General features: G+C 47.8%; 11 protein-coding genes. 2 read left to right on the top strand and 9 right to left on the bottom strand.

Annotated features, from left to right (window positions below; genetic code table 11):
• Nucleotides 1-6: 6 nt before the first annotated feature.
• From purN to JUB14_RS06485, 3 genes are all read right to left on the bottom strand, one after another.
• The gene (gene purN, locus JUB14_RS06495) at nucleotides 7-576 is read right to left on the bottom strand and encodes a phosphoribosylglycinamide formyltransferase (protein WP_207505058.1); all 570 of its coding nucleotides are present in this window, start codon (nucleotides 574-576) and stop codon (nucleotides 7-9) included.
• Between the two features lie 138 nt (nucleotides 577-714).
• Nucleotides 715-1,410 carry a TapB family protein gene (locus JUB14_RS06490; protein ID WP_207505057.1) on the bottom strand — a complete coding sequence of 232 codons (696 nt, stop codon included), beginning with the start codon at nucleotides 1,408-1,410 and terminating at the stop codon, nucleotides 715-717.
• Nucleotides 1,411-1,498: 88 nt separating this feature from the next.
• Nucleotides 1,499-2,380 carry a geranylgeranylglycerol-phosphate geranylgeranyltransferase gene (locus tag JUB14_RS06485; protein ID WP_207505056.1) on the bottom strand — a complete coding sequence of 294 codons (882 nt, stop codon included), beginning with the start codon at nucleotides 2,378-2,380 and terminating at the stop codon, nucleotides 1,499-1,501.
• A gap of 193 nt (nucleotides 2,381-2,573) precedes the next feature.
• On the opposite strand from JUB14_RS06485, the gene bshA reads away from it, so the two are divergent.
• Nucleotides 2,574-3,710 carry an N-acetyl-alpha-D-glucosaminyl L-malate synthase BshA gene (bshA, locus tag JUB14_RS06480; RefSeq protein ID WP_207505055.1) on the top strand — a complete coding sequence of 379 codons (1,137 nt, stop codon included), beginning with the start codon at nucleotides 2,574-2,576 and terminating at the stop codon, nucleotides 3,708-3,710.
• Between the two features lie 71 nt (nucleotides 3,711-3,781).
• Here bshA and JUB14_RS06475 read toward each other — a convergent pair whose 3' ends face one another.
• From JUB14_RS06475 to JUB14_RS06460, 4 genes are all read right to left on the bottom strand, one after another.
• Nucleotides 3,782-5,224, bottom strand: coding sequence for an efflux transporter outer membrane subunit (locus tag JUB14_RS06475; protein WP_207505054.1), 1,443 nt, complete (start codon nucleotides 5,222-5,224; stop codon nucleotides 3,782-3,784).
• A gap of 15 nt (nucleotides 5,225-5,239) precedes the next feature.
• Nucleotides 5,240-8,392: an efflux RND transporter permease subunit gene (locus JUB14_RS06470; protein WP_207505053.1), complete on the bottom strand. Its 3,153-nt coding sequence runs from the start codon at nucleotides 8,390-8,392 to the stop codon at nucleotides 5,240-5,242.
• 62 nt (nucleotides 8,393-8,454) lie between these two features.
• Nucleotides 8,455-9,618, bottom strand: a complete 1,164-nt coding sequence (locus JUB14_RS06465) for an efflux RND transporter periplasmic adaptor subunit (RefSeq protein ID WP_207505052.1) — start codon at nucleotides 9,616-9,618, stop codon at nucleotides 8,455-8,457.
• A 204-nt stretch (nucleotides 9,619-9,822) separates the two neighbouring features.
• Entirely contained in the window at nucleotides 9,823-10,182 is a 360-nt protein-coding gene (locus JUB14_RS06460) for a hypothetical protein (protein WP_207505051.1), read from the bottom strand.
• Nucleotides 10,183-10,987: 805 nt separating this feature from the next.
• Here JUB14_RS06460 and JUB14_RS06455 point away from each other — a divergent pair.
• The gene (locus JUB14_RS06455; RefSeq protein ID WP_207505050.1) at nucleotides 10,988-11,656 is read left to right on the top strand and encodes a sterol desaturase family protein; all 669 of its coding nucleotides are present in this window, start codon (nucleotides 10,988-10,990) and stop codon (nucleotides 11,654-11,656) included.
• A gap of 87 nt (nucleotides 11,657-11,743) precedes the next feature.
• Here JUB14_RS06455 and JUB14_RS06450 read toward each other — a convergent pair whose 3' ends face one another.
• Nucleotides 11,744-12,409 carry a YdcF family protein gene (locus JUB14_RS06450; RefSeq protein WP_207505049.1) on the bottom strand — a complete coding sequence of 222 codons (666 nt, stop codon included), beginning with the start codon at nucleotides 12,407-12,409 and terminating at the stop codon, nucleotides 11,744-11,746.
• A 45-nt stretch (nucleotides 12,410-12,454) separates the two neighbouring features.
• Nucleotides 12,455-14,893, bottom strand: coding sequence for a malectin domain-containing carbohydrate-binding protein (locus JUB14_RS06445; protein WP_207505048.1), 2,439 nt, complete (start codon nucleotides 14,891-14,893; stop codon nucleotides 12,455-12,457).
• Nucleotides 14,894-15,230: the final 337 nt, after the last annotated feature.

Here is a 15,230-nt window from a genome sequence, read left to right as displayed (position 1 = left end):
CTGTCACTAGAGGCTGTTTAAGACCTCCTCCACCACGCGTGGATAGTGCTGGTGTTCGAGAGCATGAATCTTATGAGCCACATTGGCAGCGGTATCGGTAGGCTCCACAGGGCAGCTGGCCTGAAAGATGATCACCCCTTCGTCGTACCGCTCGTTGACGTAGTGGATCGTAATACCCGACTCTACCTCACTGGCCGCTACCACTGCTTCGTGAACAAAGTCCCCATACATGCCTTTTCCGCCAAACTTAGGCAACAGGGCCGGGTGAATGTTTATAATACGATTGGGAAACGCAGCTACCAGTGCCTCGGGGATCAACATCATAAAGCCTGCCAGTACTACCAGATCTATATGCTGGTTTTGTAAGAGCTGTAGTATGCGATTGGTTTCGTAAAAGCTTTTACGATCAAATACGACTACTGGTAAGTGTAGCTTCCGGGCCCGCTGGATAACACCAGCTTGGGGATTGTTGGTAAGGATCAGCGAGATTTCAACGTCCGGATTCGGAGCGAAGTATTCGGCTATTTTTTCGGCGTTGGAACCCGAGCCGGAAGCAAAAATGGCAATGCGTTTCATTGTAATACAGTAGAGAAGTATACGGCCTAATTCAGCATGGCTAATCAGTGAATGCAAAACTACTCGATTTCACTAAAAAACCCGTACGGGCTATTAATAGCCTGTACGGGTTTTTCCATTTAGCCCCTGATGAGTATTTTAAAATACTCTTTTCAGTTCTGTATATCCAATCAGTTTTCCCCGGCGGAAGGTCTCGCTCTTTACATCCCATAGCATTCCTGGCACCCGATAAGCTACCGACTGTACCTCTACCGTCATCCCTAGTCCCATTTTGGTCTTAACGGTCATGTCAGAAGTTACCTTATACGCATCATAAGTACCCGCCGGGACAGTTACTTTTTGCTGCCCCTCAACTTTGCGATTCTTTATATCCATATCAAAGGTAATAGGAATAGGGCCGGAAGTACCCTCGCCGTGGAGGGAGGCATCTTTCAACTGCTGCCCAACCGACAGTTGTCCCGGATAGACTACATCATTTGAGGTAAACTTCATCTGCATGTCCCTGAACATCTTTAGCTGATCTTCTGAGACCAGCGCGTTAGCGTCGAGCATCAGCTGGGTACCGTCGCAACGCATCTTGTACAGGTTTTTCATCTGGGATGTACCTCTCTTATCCAACGACTCGAACTCCACATCCATTACCATTGCTCCGCCTTCGGTAGTTACATTTTTGACCTTATAGAGCAGAGTGCCATTCTCTTTGCCCTTAGTATCATAGCTGATCATTTCAAAACCACTTCCTTCTTTCACCAACACACCCAAACAGCTTTGGGTCTGCGCGTGAGGGGTAGCCGCAACCCAGATGATTCCCAATAGTACTAGTATCCTCTTCATACGTATGTATAGTTGATTAACTACTCTAAACTTACAGATAAAAAAGGAGTTGTATCTAAATTTTTAGTAGGCGGACCAAAGGTTTATCTCAGGCCCAAAGCATGGTTGTGAGACCTAGTAGCATGATAAGTTTGCAGAGACTACTCAATGAGGCAAAATCACGCCGGGTATCCGCTTTCATCAAACGATATACCAGCCAGGCAATGGGAAGTAACAATGCGGCAAACATCCAACCCAATACAACATTATTAAGCGTATCGGCCATCAGGAACAGGGTAAGGACAAACAGGCTGATAAGGAAGTACAGGAAGTACTTGGTCTGCCGGATTCCCCACACAATAGGTAAGGTACGGCAGCCATGCGCTTCGTCGCCACGGACATCTTCCATATCCTTAATGATTTCACGGACCAGGGAGATAAAGAAAGAAAAGGTAGCGTACACCAGTACCAGATGGCGGTTATCAGGATAATATACTGTAAGTACCAGTAGGGAAAGAGCTGTCAAAAGAGACACAACAAAGTTACCTATAAAGGGTAATCGTTTGAAATGCGCCGAATAAAACCATAGCAGCGTTACCGAAAGTACATTGACCAGAAATACCCAGCGGCTAACCAGTAACCCCAGTAGTACACCCAGTACATTGAGTACCTGATGCGCCCCCATAGCCACACGCCGTTTGAGATAGCGCCCCACTACAACCCGCTCGGGTTTGTTGACAATATCAATCTTAATATCAAAGTAGTCATTGATAACATAACCGGCCGCCGCGATCAGAACGGTAGATAGTGAAATCAGAAACATAGCGGGATCGCGAATAATCAGGTACCAGTCTTCGCGGGGGCCAATCAGCAGGATACGGGTAAGGTACTGGGTCAGGGCCACAATCAACAAATTGCGTACCCGTACCAGACGCAGAAAGCCATCTACGTAGTGACGAAGCGTTAATTTTTGACGGGCTGACACGTTCATAAGGTTAGGGCATGGCTAAAATTAGAGAGAAAACAGCCGTTACACAGCAGGTTTTATCTGTTAACAAAATCTTTATTTCAGAAAATGGAATAAAACAGGTCCATTTTTGTGTTACTAATCCAAAACTAATTGAACAAGCTAGTTATTCCCAAAAAGAATATAATTAAGAGCCGTCCATCGAACTAAGTTAACTATGAAAATAGGCATCGTGTGCTACCCGACTTTCGGGGGTAGTGGCGTAGTAGCCACTGAATTAGGCAAGGCACTCGCCAAGGTAGGCCACCAGGTACATTTTATTACTTACTCCCAGCCCCAACGGCTCGACTTCTTTAATGAAAACCTGTATTACCATGAAGTAAATATACCTGCTTATCCATTATTTCAGTACCCCCCTTACGAGTCGGCTCTATCGAGTGAAATGGTACATGTAGTAAAGTACATGAACCTCGACCTGCTGCATGTACACTATGCTATTCCCCATGCTTCTTCGGCTTACTTAGCGAAGCAGATCCTGGCGGCTCAGGGTATACATATCCCGGTCATTACCACACTACACGGAACCGATATTACTCTGGTAGGCAAAGATACCTCCTATGAACCCGTTGTTACGTTCAGTATCAATCAGTCGGATGGTGTCACCGCGGTTTCTGAATTTCTGAAGAATGATACCTACCGCCACTTTAAAGTAACAAAAGATATTGAGGTAATTCCTAACTTCATTGACCTTGAACGCTTTAAGAAACAAGAAAAAGATCACTTCAAGACGGCAATATGTCCGAACGGTGAAAAATTAATAGTACACACCTCTAACTTCCGTGAGGTGAAGCGGATTGATGACGTAGTGATGATTTTTCATAAGCTGCGTCAGCACTTGCCCAGTAGGCTACTGCTGGTAGGTGACGGCCCCGAGCGGGCTCGTATCGAGAAGTTGTGTCGCCAACTGGGTATGTTTGAAGATGTCCGTTTCCTGGGTAAGCTGGATGCGATTGAAGAAGTACTCTCGGTAGCAGACCTGTTCCTGATGCCATCGCAGTCAGAAAGCTTTGGTCTGGCGGCTCTGGAGGCTATGGCCTGCGAAGTACCTCTGATTACGTCCAATGCCGGCGGACTACCTGAACTGAATGTACAGGGAGTTACCGGATTTATGAGTAATGTAGGAGATGTAGATGACATGGTGCAAAATGCCCTGCATATCCTGCACGAAGACAACCTGCCTACCTTCAAAGCCAATGCCCTGGCGCGTGCCAAAGAATTTGATATTACCAAGATCCTGCCGGACTACGAAGCTTACTACGAGCGCGTAGTAGCTGAAAGTAAGGCACTGGCTTAATAGCCTGTATAAAGAATAAGGCTCCGGCCCGGCATTATCTGCCGGACCGGAGCCTTATGTATAGTTTATCCTTATTCCCAGCCTCCGCCCAGTGAACGGTACAGGTCAATCATCACCAGGAACTGCTGTTTTTGTATCTCAGCCAGTTCCAGTTCCGTCTGCAGTACACTACGCTGCGCGGTGATCACTTCCAGGTAAGTAGCATAACCAGCCAGATACAGATCATTGGAAACGGCTACTGCCTGCTGCAGGGTAAGTGCCTCCTGTGACTTCAGCTCCGCTATTTTTCCCAGGTTTTCAACGCCTCGTATGCTGGTCACTACCTCCTGATACCCTCTCACAACAGCCTGATTATAGACAGAGAGTGCTTCCAGACTGCTAGCTTGTGCCCACAACCTTCCGGCTTCCAAGGCTTTACGATTGAATACCGGTGCCGTCAAACCTCCTAACAGGCCGTACGCCAGTGATGCCGGATTGAAAAGGAAAGCGGCGTTAAAAGCGTTGAACCCGGCGTGCGCCGAGACAGTCAGTGAGGGTAGAAAAGCCGCCCTTGCTGCCAGCAAATCGGCCTTAGAGGCCCTAAGCTCCAGTTCGGCCTGCCGGATATCCGGCCGACGACGCAGCATCGTAGCCGGAATACCCGCAGTCAGCTCCTCGGGAAGCTTCTGCTGGAGAATTGACTCGCCCCTGGCTATTTGCTGCGGGAACCTACCCAGCAGCGCATTCAGCATATTTTCTACTTCAATAATCTGCTGCTGTTTCTGGATTTCGAGACTTTGTGTATTCAGGAGCTGAGCCCTAAACTGCCGTACGCCCAGTTCATTAGCCCTTCCCCCTTCTTTCTGAATTTGAATAGTCTCTAAGGCACTCTCCTGCAGCGTCTTGTTCTTCCGGATGATCCCCAGTTCACTATCCAGCGTGAGTAGTTCGTAGTAAAGGCTCGATATCTCCGCTACCAGTCGCGTCACTACCAGCTGCCGTCCCTGCTCAGTAGCCAAGTACCGGGCATAGGCGGCTTCCCTTAAGGTTCTGAGCCTACCCCAGATATCGATTTCCCACGAGCTCCTTAATCCCAGAAAATAGTCAGGTAGGATACTGGGAATACGACGATCCTGATCAATATTATCCGAAAAATTGGTGTCGTAATTACCGACCCCATCCATGGTGTAGTCACCATACTTGCGTACGCCTGTCGAAGCTTCCACTTGAACCGACGGTAACAGGAAGCCCTTAGTACGGAGAACATCCGCCCGCGCCATTTCAATGCGCTGTACCGCTATCTTCAAATCAGGATTATTGCGAAGTGCGGTATCAATCAGCGATACCAGGTAAGGGTCCTGGAAGAATACTTTCCAGGGTACCTGTCCGATACTCGTGGTGTCGGTCCGGCCGGTAAAACTTTCGGTAGTCTGAATGGTAGAGGGCATCTTGACGGGAGTTAGCGTTTTACAGCCCCCCAGCGTCAGCAGCCCCAGTAGCAAGCTTACTTTATATATAGTTTTTAAGGAATACATACGTAGATTTAAAAATTAGTAACTCGAAAGGGCATCCTGGGGCTGTGGTGTACTGGGCTTACGACGGCTGGTCAGACTGGCAAACAAGACGTAAAGCCCTGGTATCAGGATAACCCCGAATATAGTACCTATCAACATACCTCCGGCAGCAGCCGTACCGATAGAACGGTTACCTAGAGCACCCGCTCCGGATGCTATACACAAGGGAATCAGACCCGCGATAAAGGCAAAAGAGGTCATCAGGATTGGACGCAGACGCTCGGTAGCGCCCTCAATGGCGGCTTGCACCACCGAAAGTCCCTCCTCACGCCGCAGAATGGCGAACTCAACAATCAGGATGGCATTTTTACCTAACAGACCAATCAGCATCACCAGCGATACCTGTGCATAGATGTTATTTTCAAGTCCCAGCAGTTTCAGCGCCAGGAAGGCTCCGAATATACCCGTTGGCAGGGACAGGATTACCGGTAGTGGCAGCAGGAAGCTTTCGTACTGAGCCGCCAGTAGCAGATACACAAACACCAGACAGATAATGAAAATATAAATGGCCTGATCACCCGACAGGATCTCCTCCCGGGTCATACCTGACCACTCGTAGGTAAAGCCTTTGGGCAACTTCTGCTTGGCCACTTCCGCCACAGCTTTGATGGCATCCCCACTACTGAACCCGGCAGCCGGACTGCCATTAATCATAGCGGAGGTATACATGTTATAGCGGGTGATCTGCTCAGGACCATACACCCGCTCGAGCCGAGCAAAGGAAGAGATAGGAATCATCTCGCCCCGATCGTTCTTTACAAACATCTTGTTGACATCCTCCGGAGCCAGGCGGAAGTGCGGATCAGCCTGCACCATTACTTTATACATCTGTCCAAACCGGATGAAGTTGGAGGCGTAGTAGCTACCAAACAGCGTCTGCAGGGTACTCATAGCATTATCCACCGTTACCCCTTTCTGTGCGGCCACATCCTGATCCATGTGGATGAGGTACTGCGGATAGCTGGCATCAAATCCTGTGAACGCATTGCTGATGGCCGGATGCTTCTGTAGTTCTTCAACAAACTCATTCGCTACTCGCGCCGTTTGCTCCAGGTCACCACTTTTGGTTTTATCAAGCAGACGTAGTTCAAAGCCACTGGAGTTACCGAAGCCCGGCACGGTCGGTGGCGGGAAGTACTCGATCTTGGCATCATAGATCGACTTTGTCTTTTCCTCCATTAGGGCGATGATATCATCCACCGATCGTTCACGATCGTCCCAGGGCTTGAGGTTGATCATTCCCATCCCGTACGAAGCTCCTTCGGATTCGGTCATCAGGCTATACCCCGACAGGGTTGATACAGACTCTACTTCCCCGATAGAAGCGGCAGCCTTTTGAATCGCATTCAGTACGGTTTCTGTCCGCTCTACCGTTGCACCCGCCGGAGTAGTTACATTGACATAAAGCATCCCCTGATCCTCCGTAGGAATAAAGCCGGAGGGGAGTACGGTATTAACCCCCCAGGTAGCCACACAAAAGGCTATCAATAAGCCCAGAGTAACTACCCGCCGGTTGACTATACGACTCAGCAGGCGCTGGTAACCTCCTGCTACGGAGTCATACCCACGGTTGAACCCGTTAAAGAAGCGCTGCAGCCATGTATTTTTCTTTTCTTCGTGGTGCGTGTTTTTCAGGAGCAAAGCACACAGAGCCGGAGTCAGTGTAAGCGCATTGATACCTGAAATAACAATGGAGATCGCCAGTGTGAGCGAGAACTGCCGGTAGAATACGCCCACCGGACCGGTCATGAAGGCTACGGGGATGAATACGGCTGACATGACCAGAGTAATGGCCACGATTGCGCTACTAATTTCTTTCATAGCCGAAAACGTAGCTTCGCGGGCCGACATATCTTCCGCAGCCATCTTGGCGTGGACGGCCTCCACCACCACAATGGCATTATCCACCACAATACCGATTGCCAGTACCAGGGCAAATAGAGTAAGCAGGTTGATGGAGAAGCCCAGCATTTGCATAAAGGCGAAGGTACCTACCAGCGCCACCGGCACCGCCAGGGCGGGTATAAGCGTAGAGCGGAAGTCCTGCAGGAACAGGTACACGATAATAAATACCAGTATAAAGGCTTCGAACAGGGTACGTACTACCTCATGGATAGAAGCATCCAGAAAGCGTGACACATCGTACGATACAGTGTAAGTCATGCCGGGAGGGAAGGATGTCTCCTTCAGCTCGGCCATCCGCGCCTTAACGTTTTCGATTACCTCACGGGCATTTGAGCCGGGACGCTGCTTAAGCATGATGGATGCAGAAGGACGTCCGTCCGACGTAGAAGCAATTTCATAATCCAGCGAACCAAACTCTATTTCCGCGACATCTTTAAGCTTCAGCATGGAGCCGTCCGGGTTAGCCCGGATCACTATGTTTTCGTACTGCTTTGGCTCAAACATTTTACCTGTATAGCGTAGTACGTACTGTAGGCTGGGCGAAGTACGGCCTGAACCTATTCCCGACTTACCGGGAGCGGCTTCAACGTTCTGAGCCCGGATAGCTTCGATCACTTCATCAGTTGATACCTTGTACCCTACCATACGGTCGGGCTTGAGCCACACCCGCATGGAGTAGTCGCGGTGTCCCATGATTTCGGCAAAACCCACACCATCAATCCGCTTGAGTTCGGCCAGTACATTGATATCGGTAAAGTTGTATACAAACTTCTCCCCTACGGTAGGGTCAGCGCTTGTAACATCAAGGTACATCAGCATACTGTTTACCTCTTTCTCTACCATTACCCCCGCCCGGATTACCTCTTCGGGCAACTCATCAATAATAGTCTGTACGCGGTTCTGGACGTTAACCGCCGCCAGATCCGGATCGGTACCTACGTCAAAAAATACCGTAATAAGCGTCATTCCGCTGTTAGAAGAAACAGAAGTCATGTAGGTCATGCCCGGCACCCCATTTATAGCTCTTTCGAGGGGAATTGCCACCGCCTTTGTACATACCTCCGCATTGGCTCCGTTGTAGTTGGCCGTAATAGTAACCGACGGGGGTACAATCTCCGGAAACTGCGTAACGGGCAATCCAATCAGCGCCAGCACCCCCAATAGGGTGATGATCAATGATATTACCAGCGATAAAACTGGCCTTTTTATAAAAATATCAAACATTTAATTCAGTAAGTTAAGTACCAATAAACTAGCTTCGGGTCAAAGGCCTCTCTATCATTCCACTACTTTGCTGTCAGACGCACCGGCTCGGCTGATACTTCCACACTATCGACAGATACATACTTCGGCTGTATCTTCACTCCATCCTTAATGTTCTGAATACCTTCATACACAATTTCGTCACCCGGCTCAAGGCCAGACTCAACGACATAGTAATCCGCTATACGGGTTTTAGGCTGGAAGCTTTTCATCTTTACCTGCTTATTCTTATCTACCAGGTACACGTAGTTTTTATCCTGTATTTCGAATACGGCCTTCTGTGGTACCAACAGGGCATTATCAATAGTATTGGTAAGGCGTATTTTACCAGATGAACCATGCTTCAGCAAGCGGCCCGGATTAGCGAAGATGGCCCGAAAAGCAATAGAACCGGTACCTTCATCAAACTCACCTTCCATGGTTTCAATCTTACCTTTATTGGCGAAGCGCGACCCATCGGCAAGCACAAGATCTACCTCTTTATTCTGACTTCCGTTGTTAAGGCGCTTAGCCTTGACGTACTCAAGGTACTCTTTCTCCGACACATCGAAGTACACGTACACCGTGTTGATATCTGAAAGGGATGTAAGCAAAGTACCTTCATCAATCAGACTACCTGCCTTGTAGGGAAGCCGGTTGATGATACCACTAAAAGGAGCTTTGATGGAAGTATTGGCCAGACGAATATTGGCATTGGCGAGAGCAGAACGGGCCTCCATGATACGGGCTTCCACGGCCATATATCGGGCCTGGGCTACTTCAAGCTCTGTTTTGGCTACTACCTTTTTGTCGACCAGTATCTTTACCCGGTTCACTTCCAGTTGTGCTGCTTTGGCTTCGGCTATCGCACTCTGCAGGTTGGCCTTGGCCGAGGCTACTTCCGCTTCATATTCTTCGTTATTAATTCTAAAAAGCGTCTGTCCTTTCCGTACATATTTACCTTCGTCCACATATACCTGCTCGAGGTACCCTTTGACGCGGGCGTATATATCCACATTCTTTACGGCATGGATATCTCCTACGTATTCACGGTGCAGATCGGTACTCTTCTCTTCAAGTCGGGTGACCGGAACTACTTTAACAGTGCTTTCGACACTTTTTGCATTCTCATTTTCCTTGCTGCTCGCTGAACAACCGGCTATTCCGATAGCTAACAGGAGTAGTGGAAATTTTAGATAGGTACTCATGATTTTTTAATTTTAGAATGGGTTGAAAAGTTGACTAGTGGGATTGTCTACCAGAATAGCCACCTCCGAAAACTGATTATATACTATGTAGATAGGCCATACCGACACCAGCACGGTACAACGTACCTGACAGGCCATATCGCTACGATCAGCGCTACGTACGAAGGAGGCGAATAATAGTATTCTTTAGTAAATGAGCTGCTCCTATACCTGAGGAGGAGGTACCGGCAGAGGTATAAGCGGATGATCCCACTTGCGTAAACCGGTTAATGAAGATCGCTTGGGAGCAGGGCTCCAGAAATGCAGAAATGAGCTGGGGCCATATTTATCATCAATGGCTAGCTTTATCTCCTGATCAGCAGAATCGTGCGGATTAAGTCCAGCGATAGGCTCTGCGGGCCTTGTATCGCCTTCACACTCAAAAATATAGTAGGCAAATCCCTTAAACAAAAACCGACAGCGTGTAGGTAGCTTAGCTTTGAGGCTATGTGACTTAACTCCATACTTACTACCAAGGAACAGCGTTTCTTTTGTGCTATTCTTTACGGCAATACTTCTATCCATCGCTATACATTCTGAACTCTTAAGAGAGACATTCAGTATAGACAGAATAAGTAGTATGTAGGAAACCGCATTCATAATGCTACTTGTCACTAATGTATACTAGTACTACCAAGTTAAAGTATAAGGTTGCACTTTTCTAATATACACAAATTAATAAAATCTTGAAAGAATCTATTTCAAGATTCTTTGGAAAATATAGTTAAATAGGCAATAGTTACTATTTATACTTACATTCCTTGCAAGAAACGGACCAGTAGAAGCATTGAGAAAGAATTTAAAGCTATGACCAGGCCCACTCCTTCCAGGGCCTGTCCTTTAAATCATAATATATCTCAGCAAATTAGGAGTAGTATCAAACCTTGAGCAGGTATATTCCAACAATATCAATACAATACTGGTTTAGTACATGTATTCAGAAAGGGGTAGTAAATGAGCATTGAATGAAGGAATGTAAGACCACTTAACTTCTATCTCAACAATCTGCTACCTTACATAAAACAGCCAAATATACTTATGATAATTTACAGTGGATCAGTAACTTTACTTTTACGAGGAAAAACAGCCACATATTTGTAGAGCCCGATGCCCCAATTGATTACCTGAACGGGTACATCTAGACGGATAAGCTTTATACTCTTGTTATTACCTTATAATCACCACGAAAGCGGTATTCGACTACGACAAAATCAGGTAAAACAGGAACCAAATAAAAAGCTCAATTGTAGATAAATCATTCAAAACAGCCTGTCTAAGTGCTTTTTGACTTAGAAGTTTTATTCGTCAACCGATAAAATTCATCAACGCCATGGCAAAAGACTACATTTCCTCACCCAAGCCTAAACATAAAGGTTCAAAACAGCTCTTTGAAAATCCAATCCTTGAAAGGCTGTCACGTACACACATTTCCGTTCCGGTTTCGATGTACCTGATTATAGCAGTTGCATTTGGCTGGTATGCCTTTACGTATACGGATATGAGCAACGGCTGGATCCTCTCTCTGTTCTTCCTGGGGTTATTGACGTTTACATTTGTAGAGTACTGGGTTCACCGGAGTGTATATCACATAGAGCCTACTACTCCCGGGCGGGCCAAGTTTCAGTATACGATGCACGGTGTGCATCACGAGTACCCTAAAGATAAAACCCGGCTGGCTCTGCCTCCTATTCTGGCAATAGTGATCGCCGCTATGCTTTTCGGGATATTCTTTGTACTAATGGGGGAAGCGTCCTATGCATTTTTCCCGGGCTTTATGGTAGGCTACGCCGGTTATCTGACGATCCACTTTCTGGTACACGCGTACAATCCACCTAAGAATGTTTTTAAGCATCTTTGGATCAACCACGCGATTCACCATTATAAAGATGGAGATACTATGCTGGGTGTGTCATCACCCCTATGGGATCATGTATTTGGTACAACAGAGCCCAAAGCGGATGAAAATCTAAAGCGTCAGGCTGTTGAGCGTGGCTTATAGTACTAGCTACATCATGTATCTTTTACTTGCTTTACCAGTAATTATACAGGAGCTTCGGCTCCTTTTTTTATGTCTGTAGAGTTACAGCTACCGCATCAGGTGTCCGTCGAAGCCTAACTCGACCAGGCGCTCCCAGGCGTTCCATACCTGCTCAGGAATATCCTGGTGAATCTGAAAACCCATAGCCGGGTACTCCCGAATACGCTGCAGGTCACCTACCATGATATGAATAACCCGCTCCATCGGAATATCTTCGGTAGGGTACTCCCGGAAAGACAACTGTGGAGAAGTGACCATTAACTTCTGATGGGGCAGGTACATCCGGCAGGTAGCATAGGCACGTCGCTCCATATTCGGCTTTTGTACCACTATATACGACGCAGGAGTAAAGCCACGCTCAGCAAGCAGTTGATGGGTAAACTGGAGGTTTTCACCTGTATTGGTCGATTTGTTTTCCACCAGTATGGCCTCTTCCGGTACTCCCATATCACGGGCAATGCGTGCGAACTGGTCAGCTTCCGGCTCGGTCCAGATCTCTTTGGTGAAGTTACCCAACCCACCGGAGAATATAAGCAGGGGAGCGTAGCCATCCAGCCAGAGCTGGGCGCCTCTTTCGGCTACCCGTGGGTCGTGACTTCCCAGCACAAATATGCAATCGGCCTTTTCAATGGTATGATTCAGACGGTGGTAGTCCCAGATCAGCTCGGCTAACTCTATTACCTCCTCTGTAAGTACGTTACTAGTCTTCTGCATTATGTAATGTATCGCAATCTTCATTCAGCAGTAACCATTCGGTAGTTACTGTTTTACAACTTTGCGAATATATACCTTTTCGGGCGTAACTACTTTAAGAATATAGGTACCACTTGCCAGATTATCCAGATTGATGGAGCGGGTGGTCTCAGAACCGGCTAGCTGACGGACTACTTTACCGGCGTTATCCAACAGATAGTAGGTACCCCGGCCTGTGCTGTTCCGCTGAACTCCTTCTTCGTCCGTCTCCACCAGGTCTACAAATACCTCGCTGATAGCCGGATTAGGATAAAGCGTCAGCTCGGCGGCCTCAGTTCTACCTGACATACCTTCTAGCGTACCTAGATCGGATTCAGCAGTACCTAATCGGGCGCCGGATGGCGTTGTACCCAGGGCAAGTATCTCAATGCCACTTATTACGGGATCTTCGGCGATGCGCTCAAACAGGATAGTTAGCTTACTGTCCGTAACCTGTACATCAAAAGTCTTCTTGAGGGCATTCTTGAGGCCTGCTTCTTCCCGGATCTGGAAGTTAGAGGCTACTGTGCTACCTTCCAGTAAGATATTGAATATCCGCGCTACACTGCTTACTGATTCTACAAAATACAGGTTAACCCGGTACCAAGCGGGTGCCGCCGCCACAGGAAATTCCCATACCATGTTTCCTCCCCCCCGGCTGTCGCGACGTGTAGTCTGAAATAGCTCAGTCGGTGCGCCTGTCGTATTGGTTATAACTGCCATAGTACCGGGTGTACTGGCAGCGGCCGCTACGTTAGTATAGGGGCTGGGACTCGTTTGGGTATCCATTGACCAGTTCAGCTCCGAGTTACTCAACTCAGCTCCTCCGGCATTGACTCTAAATAAGAGCTGAGGAGAAGCAGGCGTATCAAGTACATACAGATTAACCACCTGGCTGGCAGTTCCGCCCGTACCATCGCTGACTGTAATTGTAAACTGGAAGGTACCCGTCTGCCCCTGTGGGTTAATGGATAGATTGGCAGTACCATTGCCCTGCTGGGACAAGGTTACAAAAGCGGGTAAGCCACTCGCACTGAATGACAATGGATCTCCATCCGCATCAGTGGCAGTAAGCGCTACCTGTACTGTCTCTGTTTTTACCAATGAGATATCTCCAACGCTAGTGAGCACCGGCGGATTCTGCTCAGACTCGTAAGCCCCTACATCAAAAGTACCTCCTAGTGGCCGTACCCGACCTTGCAGGTCACTCGTAATGCCCCAGGCACTCACATCGGTACCTGTGTTGACAGCCGGTGAGTTTACCAGCAGGTTGTAGTTACCAGCAGCGCTATTTGCAAAATTGGCCTCACTTACCTGAGCTACCTTACTATTGGTACTTTCGGTGCCGGAAGCCCCGCTACCATATACCACATACAGGCCGTTCTGAGGAGCTACCAGCAGGTTGTTATACAGCAACTTGGTAGTACGGCTCCCGTACATTCTGACGGTTTCTTTAACAGGGGATACGATGGTGTTGTTGACGATTGTAAGAGCCGATGCCTGAGCAGGTACAGTACGGTCATCGGTGAAGATACCGTAGCCTTCCGGCGATACGATGAGGTTATTGTAGATCTTTAGACCTCCTACAAAGTCCGTTGCCAGTATAGCATTGCCCGTACCATTGATTACCTTATTGCTGTAGCATAGTCCCCCGGCTCCGGCGCCGATCTGGATACCCATGTTCTGAGAGGCGGCAAAGGGCTCCGTACCATAGGTTTCTACCTGGTTATTATATACCTCCGCATCGGGGGCACAGGCGTACTGAATACCATCGGCTTTGGTATCTTTTACTATATTATTATAGATTTTGAGTCCGTAAATCAGGTGGGGCAGAGCCGTGACAGTCGTCCCATTGCAGGTGAGGTTAACGCCCTGATAGCTGGTGTGCCCAATATAGATCCCCTCGGCACCTGTATGGTGTACGTAGTTATCATGAACTACGACATTGTTCATGGAGAAATTCTGCCGCCAGGTAGTCGTGTCACAGGCAGGGTCGGTCTTGATGAGCATACCTGCGAAGCCGGTACCGCTGATTTCCAGATGGTCCACTTCGATATCCGTAGTTTTGGCAGCAAAGACCAAGCCGCTGGCCCCACTACCGGTACCGCTGATTACTATACCATAGGGAGTAGTGCTATGGCCGGCACCACTTAGTTTTACGTGCTTGGAGCCCCATACATCCAGGGCGCCATAGTAGGTTGAGTGTGCTATATTAACTGCTCCACCGCAGTTTTTAATAATAATAGGTTGCTGAGCGGTTCCCACGAAATTCAGAAACCGAAGTCGGGAATAGTTTCCGGCTTGGATACATACTACATCTCCCGGCTGCACATTCATCTGCTGGCCGTCGTAAATACCGCTGGTCGTAATAGTAGTGGTACAACCACAGCTTTGTGCCTGAACAGTCTGAGCAGAAGCACCCAGTAGTACAAAAAGTATAGCAAGGGAGTAAAAAAATTTAATCATATCCGGACGGTTGAAGACAGAGAGCTACTAATAATCAGGGCGTTCAATACTAGTTACGTAAACCTTTTTCCTACCGGAGGAATCCGATTTCACACGCATACTGTTGCAATTTCCCTATTCACTCGTCCAGATGCTTTTTTACAATTCGGGGAAGTCACTCAAAGTACTATCTACTACCTCAAAAGGCTTCTAAACATAAGCCTTTTGCATTTCTCTAACAAATTTTTGGAGGTCAATTGAGTAATCGGAGCGGGCTCAACAGGATTATAGTTTAGTATGTAACTTTGCCCCATTCATCTTACTTGCAACTGGCTCCAACCGACCAAACCTGCTCACC

Origin of the sequence: Telluribacter humicola, from assembly GCF_017355935.1 — a bacterium.
Taxonomy (GTDB): Bacteria; Bacteroidota; Bacteroidia; order Cytophagales; family Spirosomataceae; genus Telluribacter; species Telluribacter humicola.
The sequence above is the reverse complement of the archived record's forward strand: the minus strand, read 5'-3'. Positions and strand labels throughout refer to the sequence as shown.

What these genes read in the sequence shown, in the direction of transcription:
- purN (WP_207505058.1), bottom strand. Translation starts at nt 576, where the DNA reads ATGAAACGCATTGCCATTTTTGCTTCCGGCTCGGGTTCCAACGCCGAA.
- JUB14_RS06490 (WP_207505057.1), bottom strand. Translation starts at nt 1,410, where the DNA reads ATGAAGAGGATACTAGTACTATTGGGAATCATCTGGGTTGCGGCTACC.
- JUB14_RS06485 (WP_207505056.1), bottom strand. Translation starts at nt 2,380, where the DNA reads ATGAACGTGTCAGCCCGTCAAAAATTAACGCTTCGTCACTACGTAGAT.
- bshA (WP_207505055.1), top strand. Translation starts at nt 2,574, where the DNA reads ATGAAAATAGGCATCGTGTGCTACCCGACTTTCGGGGGTAGTGGCGTA.
- JUB14_RS06475 (WP_207505054.1), bottom strand. Translation starts at nt 5,224, where the DNA reads ATGTATTCCTTAAAAACTATATATAAAGTAAGCTTGCTACTGGGGCTG.
- JUB14_RS06470 (WP_207505053.1), bottom strand. Translation starts at nt 8,392, where the DNA reads ATGTTTGATATTTTTATAAAAAGGCCAGTTTTATCGCTGGTAATATCA.
- JUB14_RS06465 (WP_207505052.1), bottom strand. Translation starts at nt 9,618, where the DNA reads ATGAGTACCTATCTAAAATTTCCACTACTCCTGTTAGCTATCGGAATA.
- JUB14_RS06460 (WP_207505051.1), bottom strand. Translation starts at nt 10,182, where the DNA reads ATGGATAGAAGTATTGCCGTAAAGAATAGCACAAAAGAAACGCTGTTC.
- JUB14_RS06455 (WP_207505050.1), top strand. Translation starts at nt 10,988, where the DNA reads ATGGCAAAAGACTACATTTCCTCACCCAAGCCTAAACATAAAGGTTCA.
- JUB14_RS06450 (WP_207505049.1), bottom strand. Translation starts at nt 12,409, where the DNA reads ATGCAGAAGACTAGTAACGTACTTACAGAGGAGGTAATAGAGTTAGCC.
- JUB14_RS06445 (WP_207505048.1), bottom strand. Translation starts at nt 14,893, where the DNA reads ATGATTAAATTTTTTTACTCCCTTGCTATACTTTTTGTACTACTGGGT.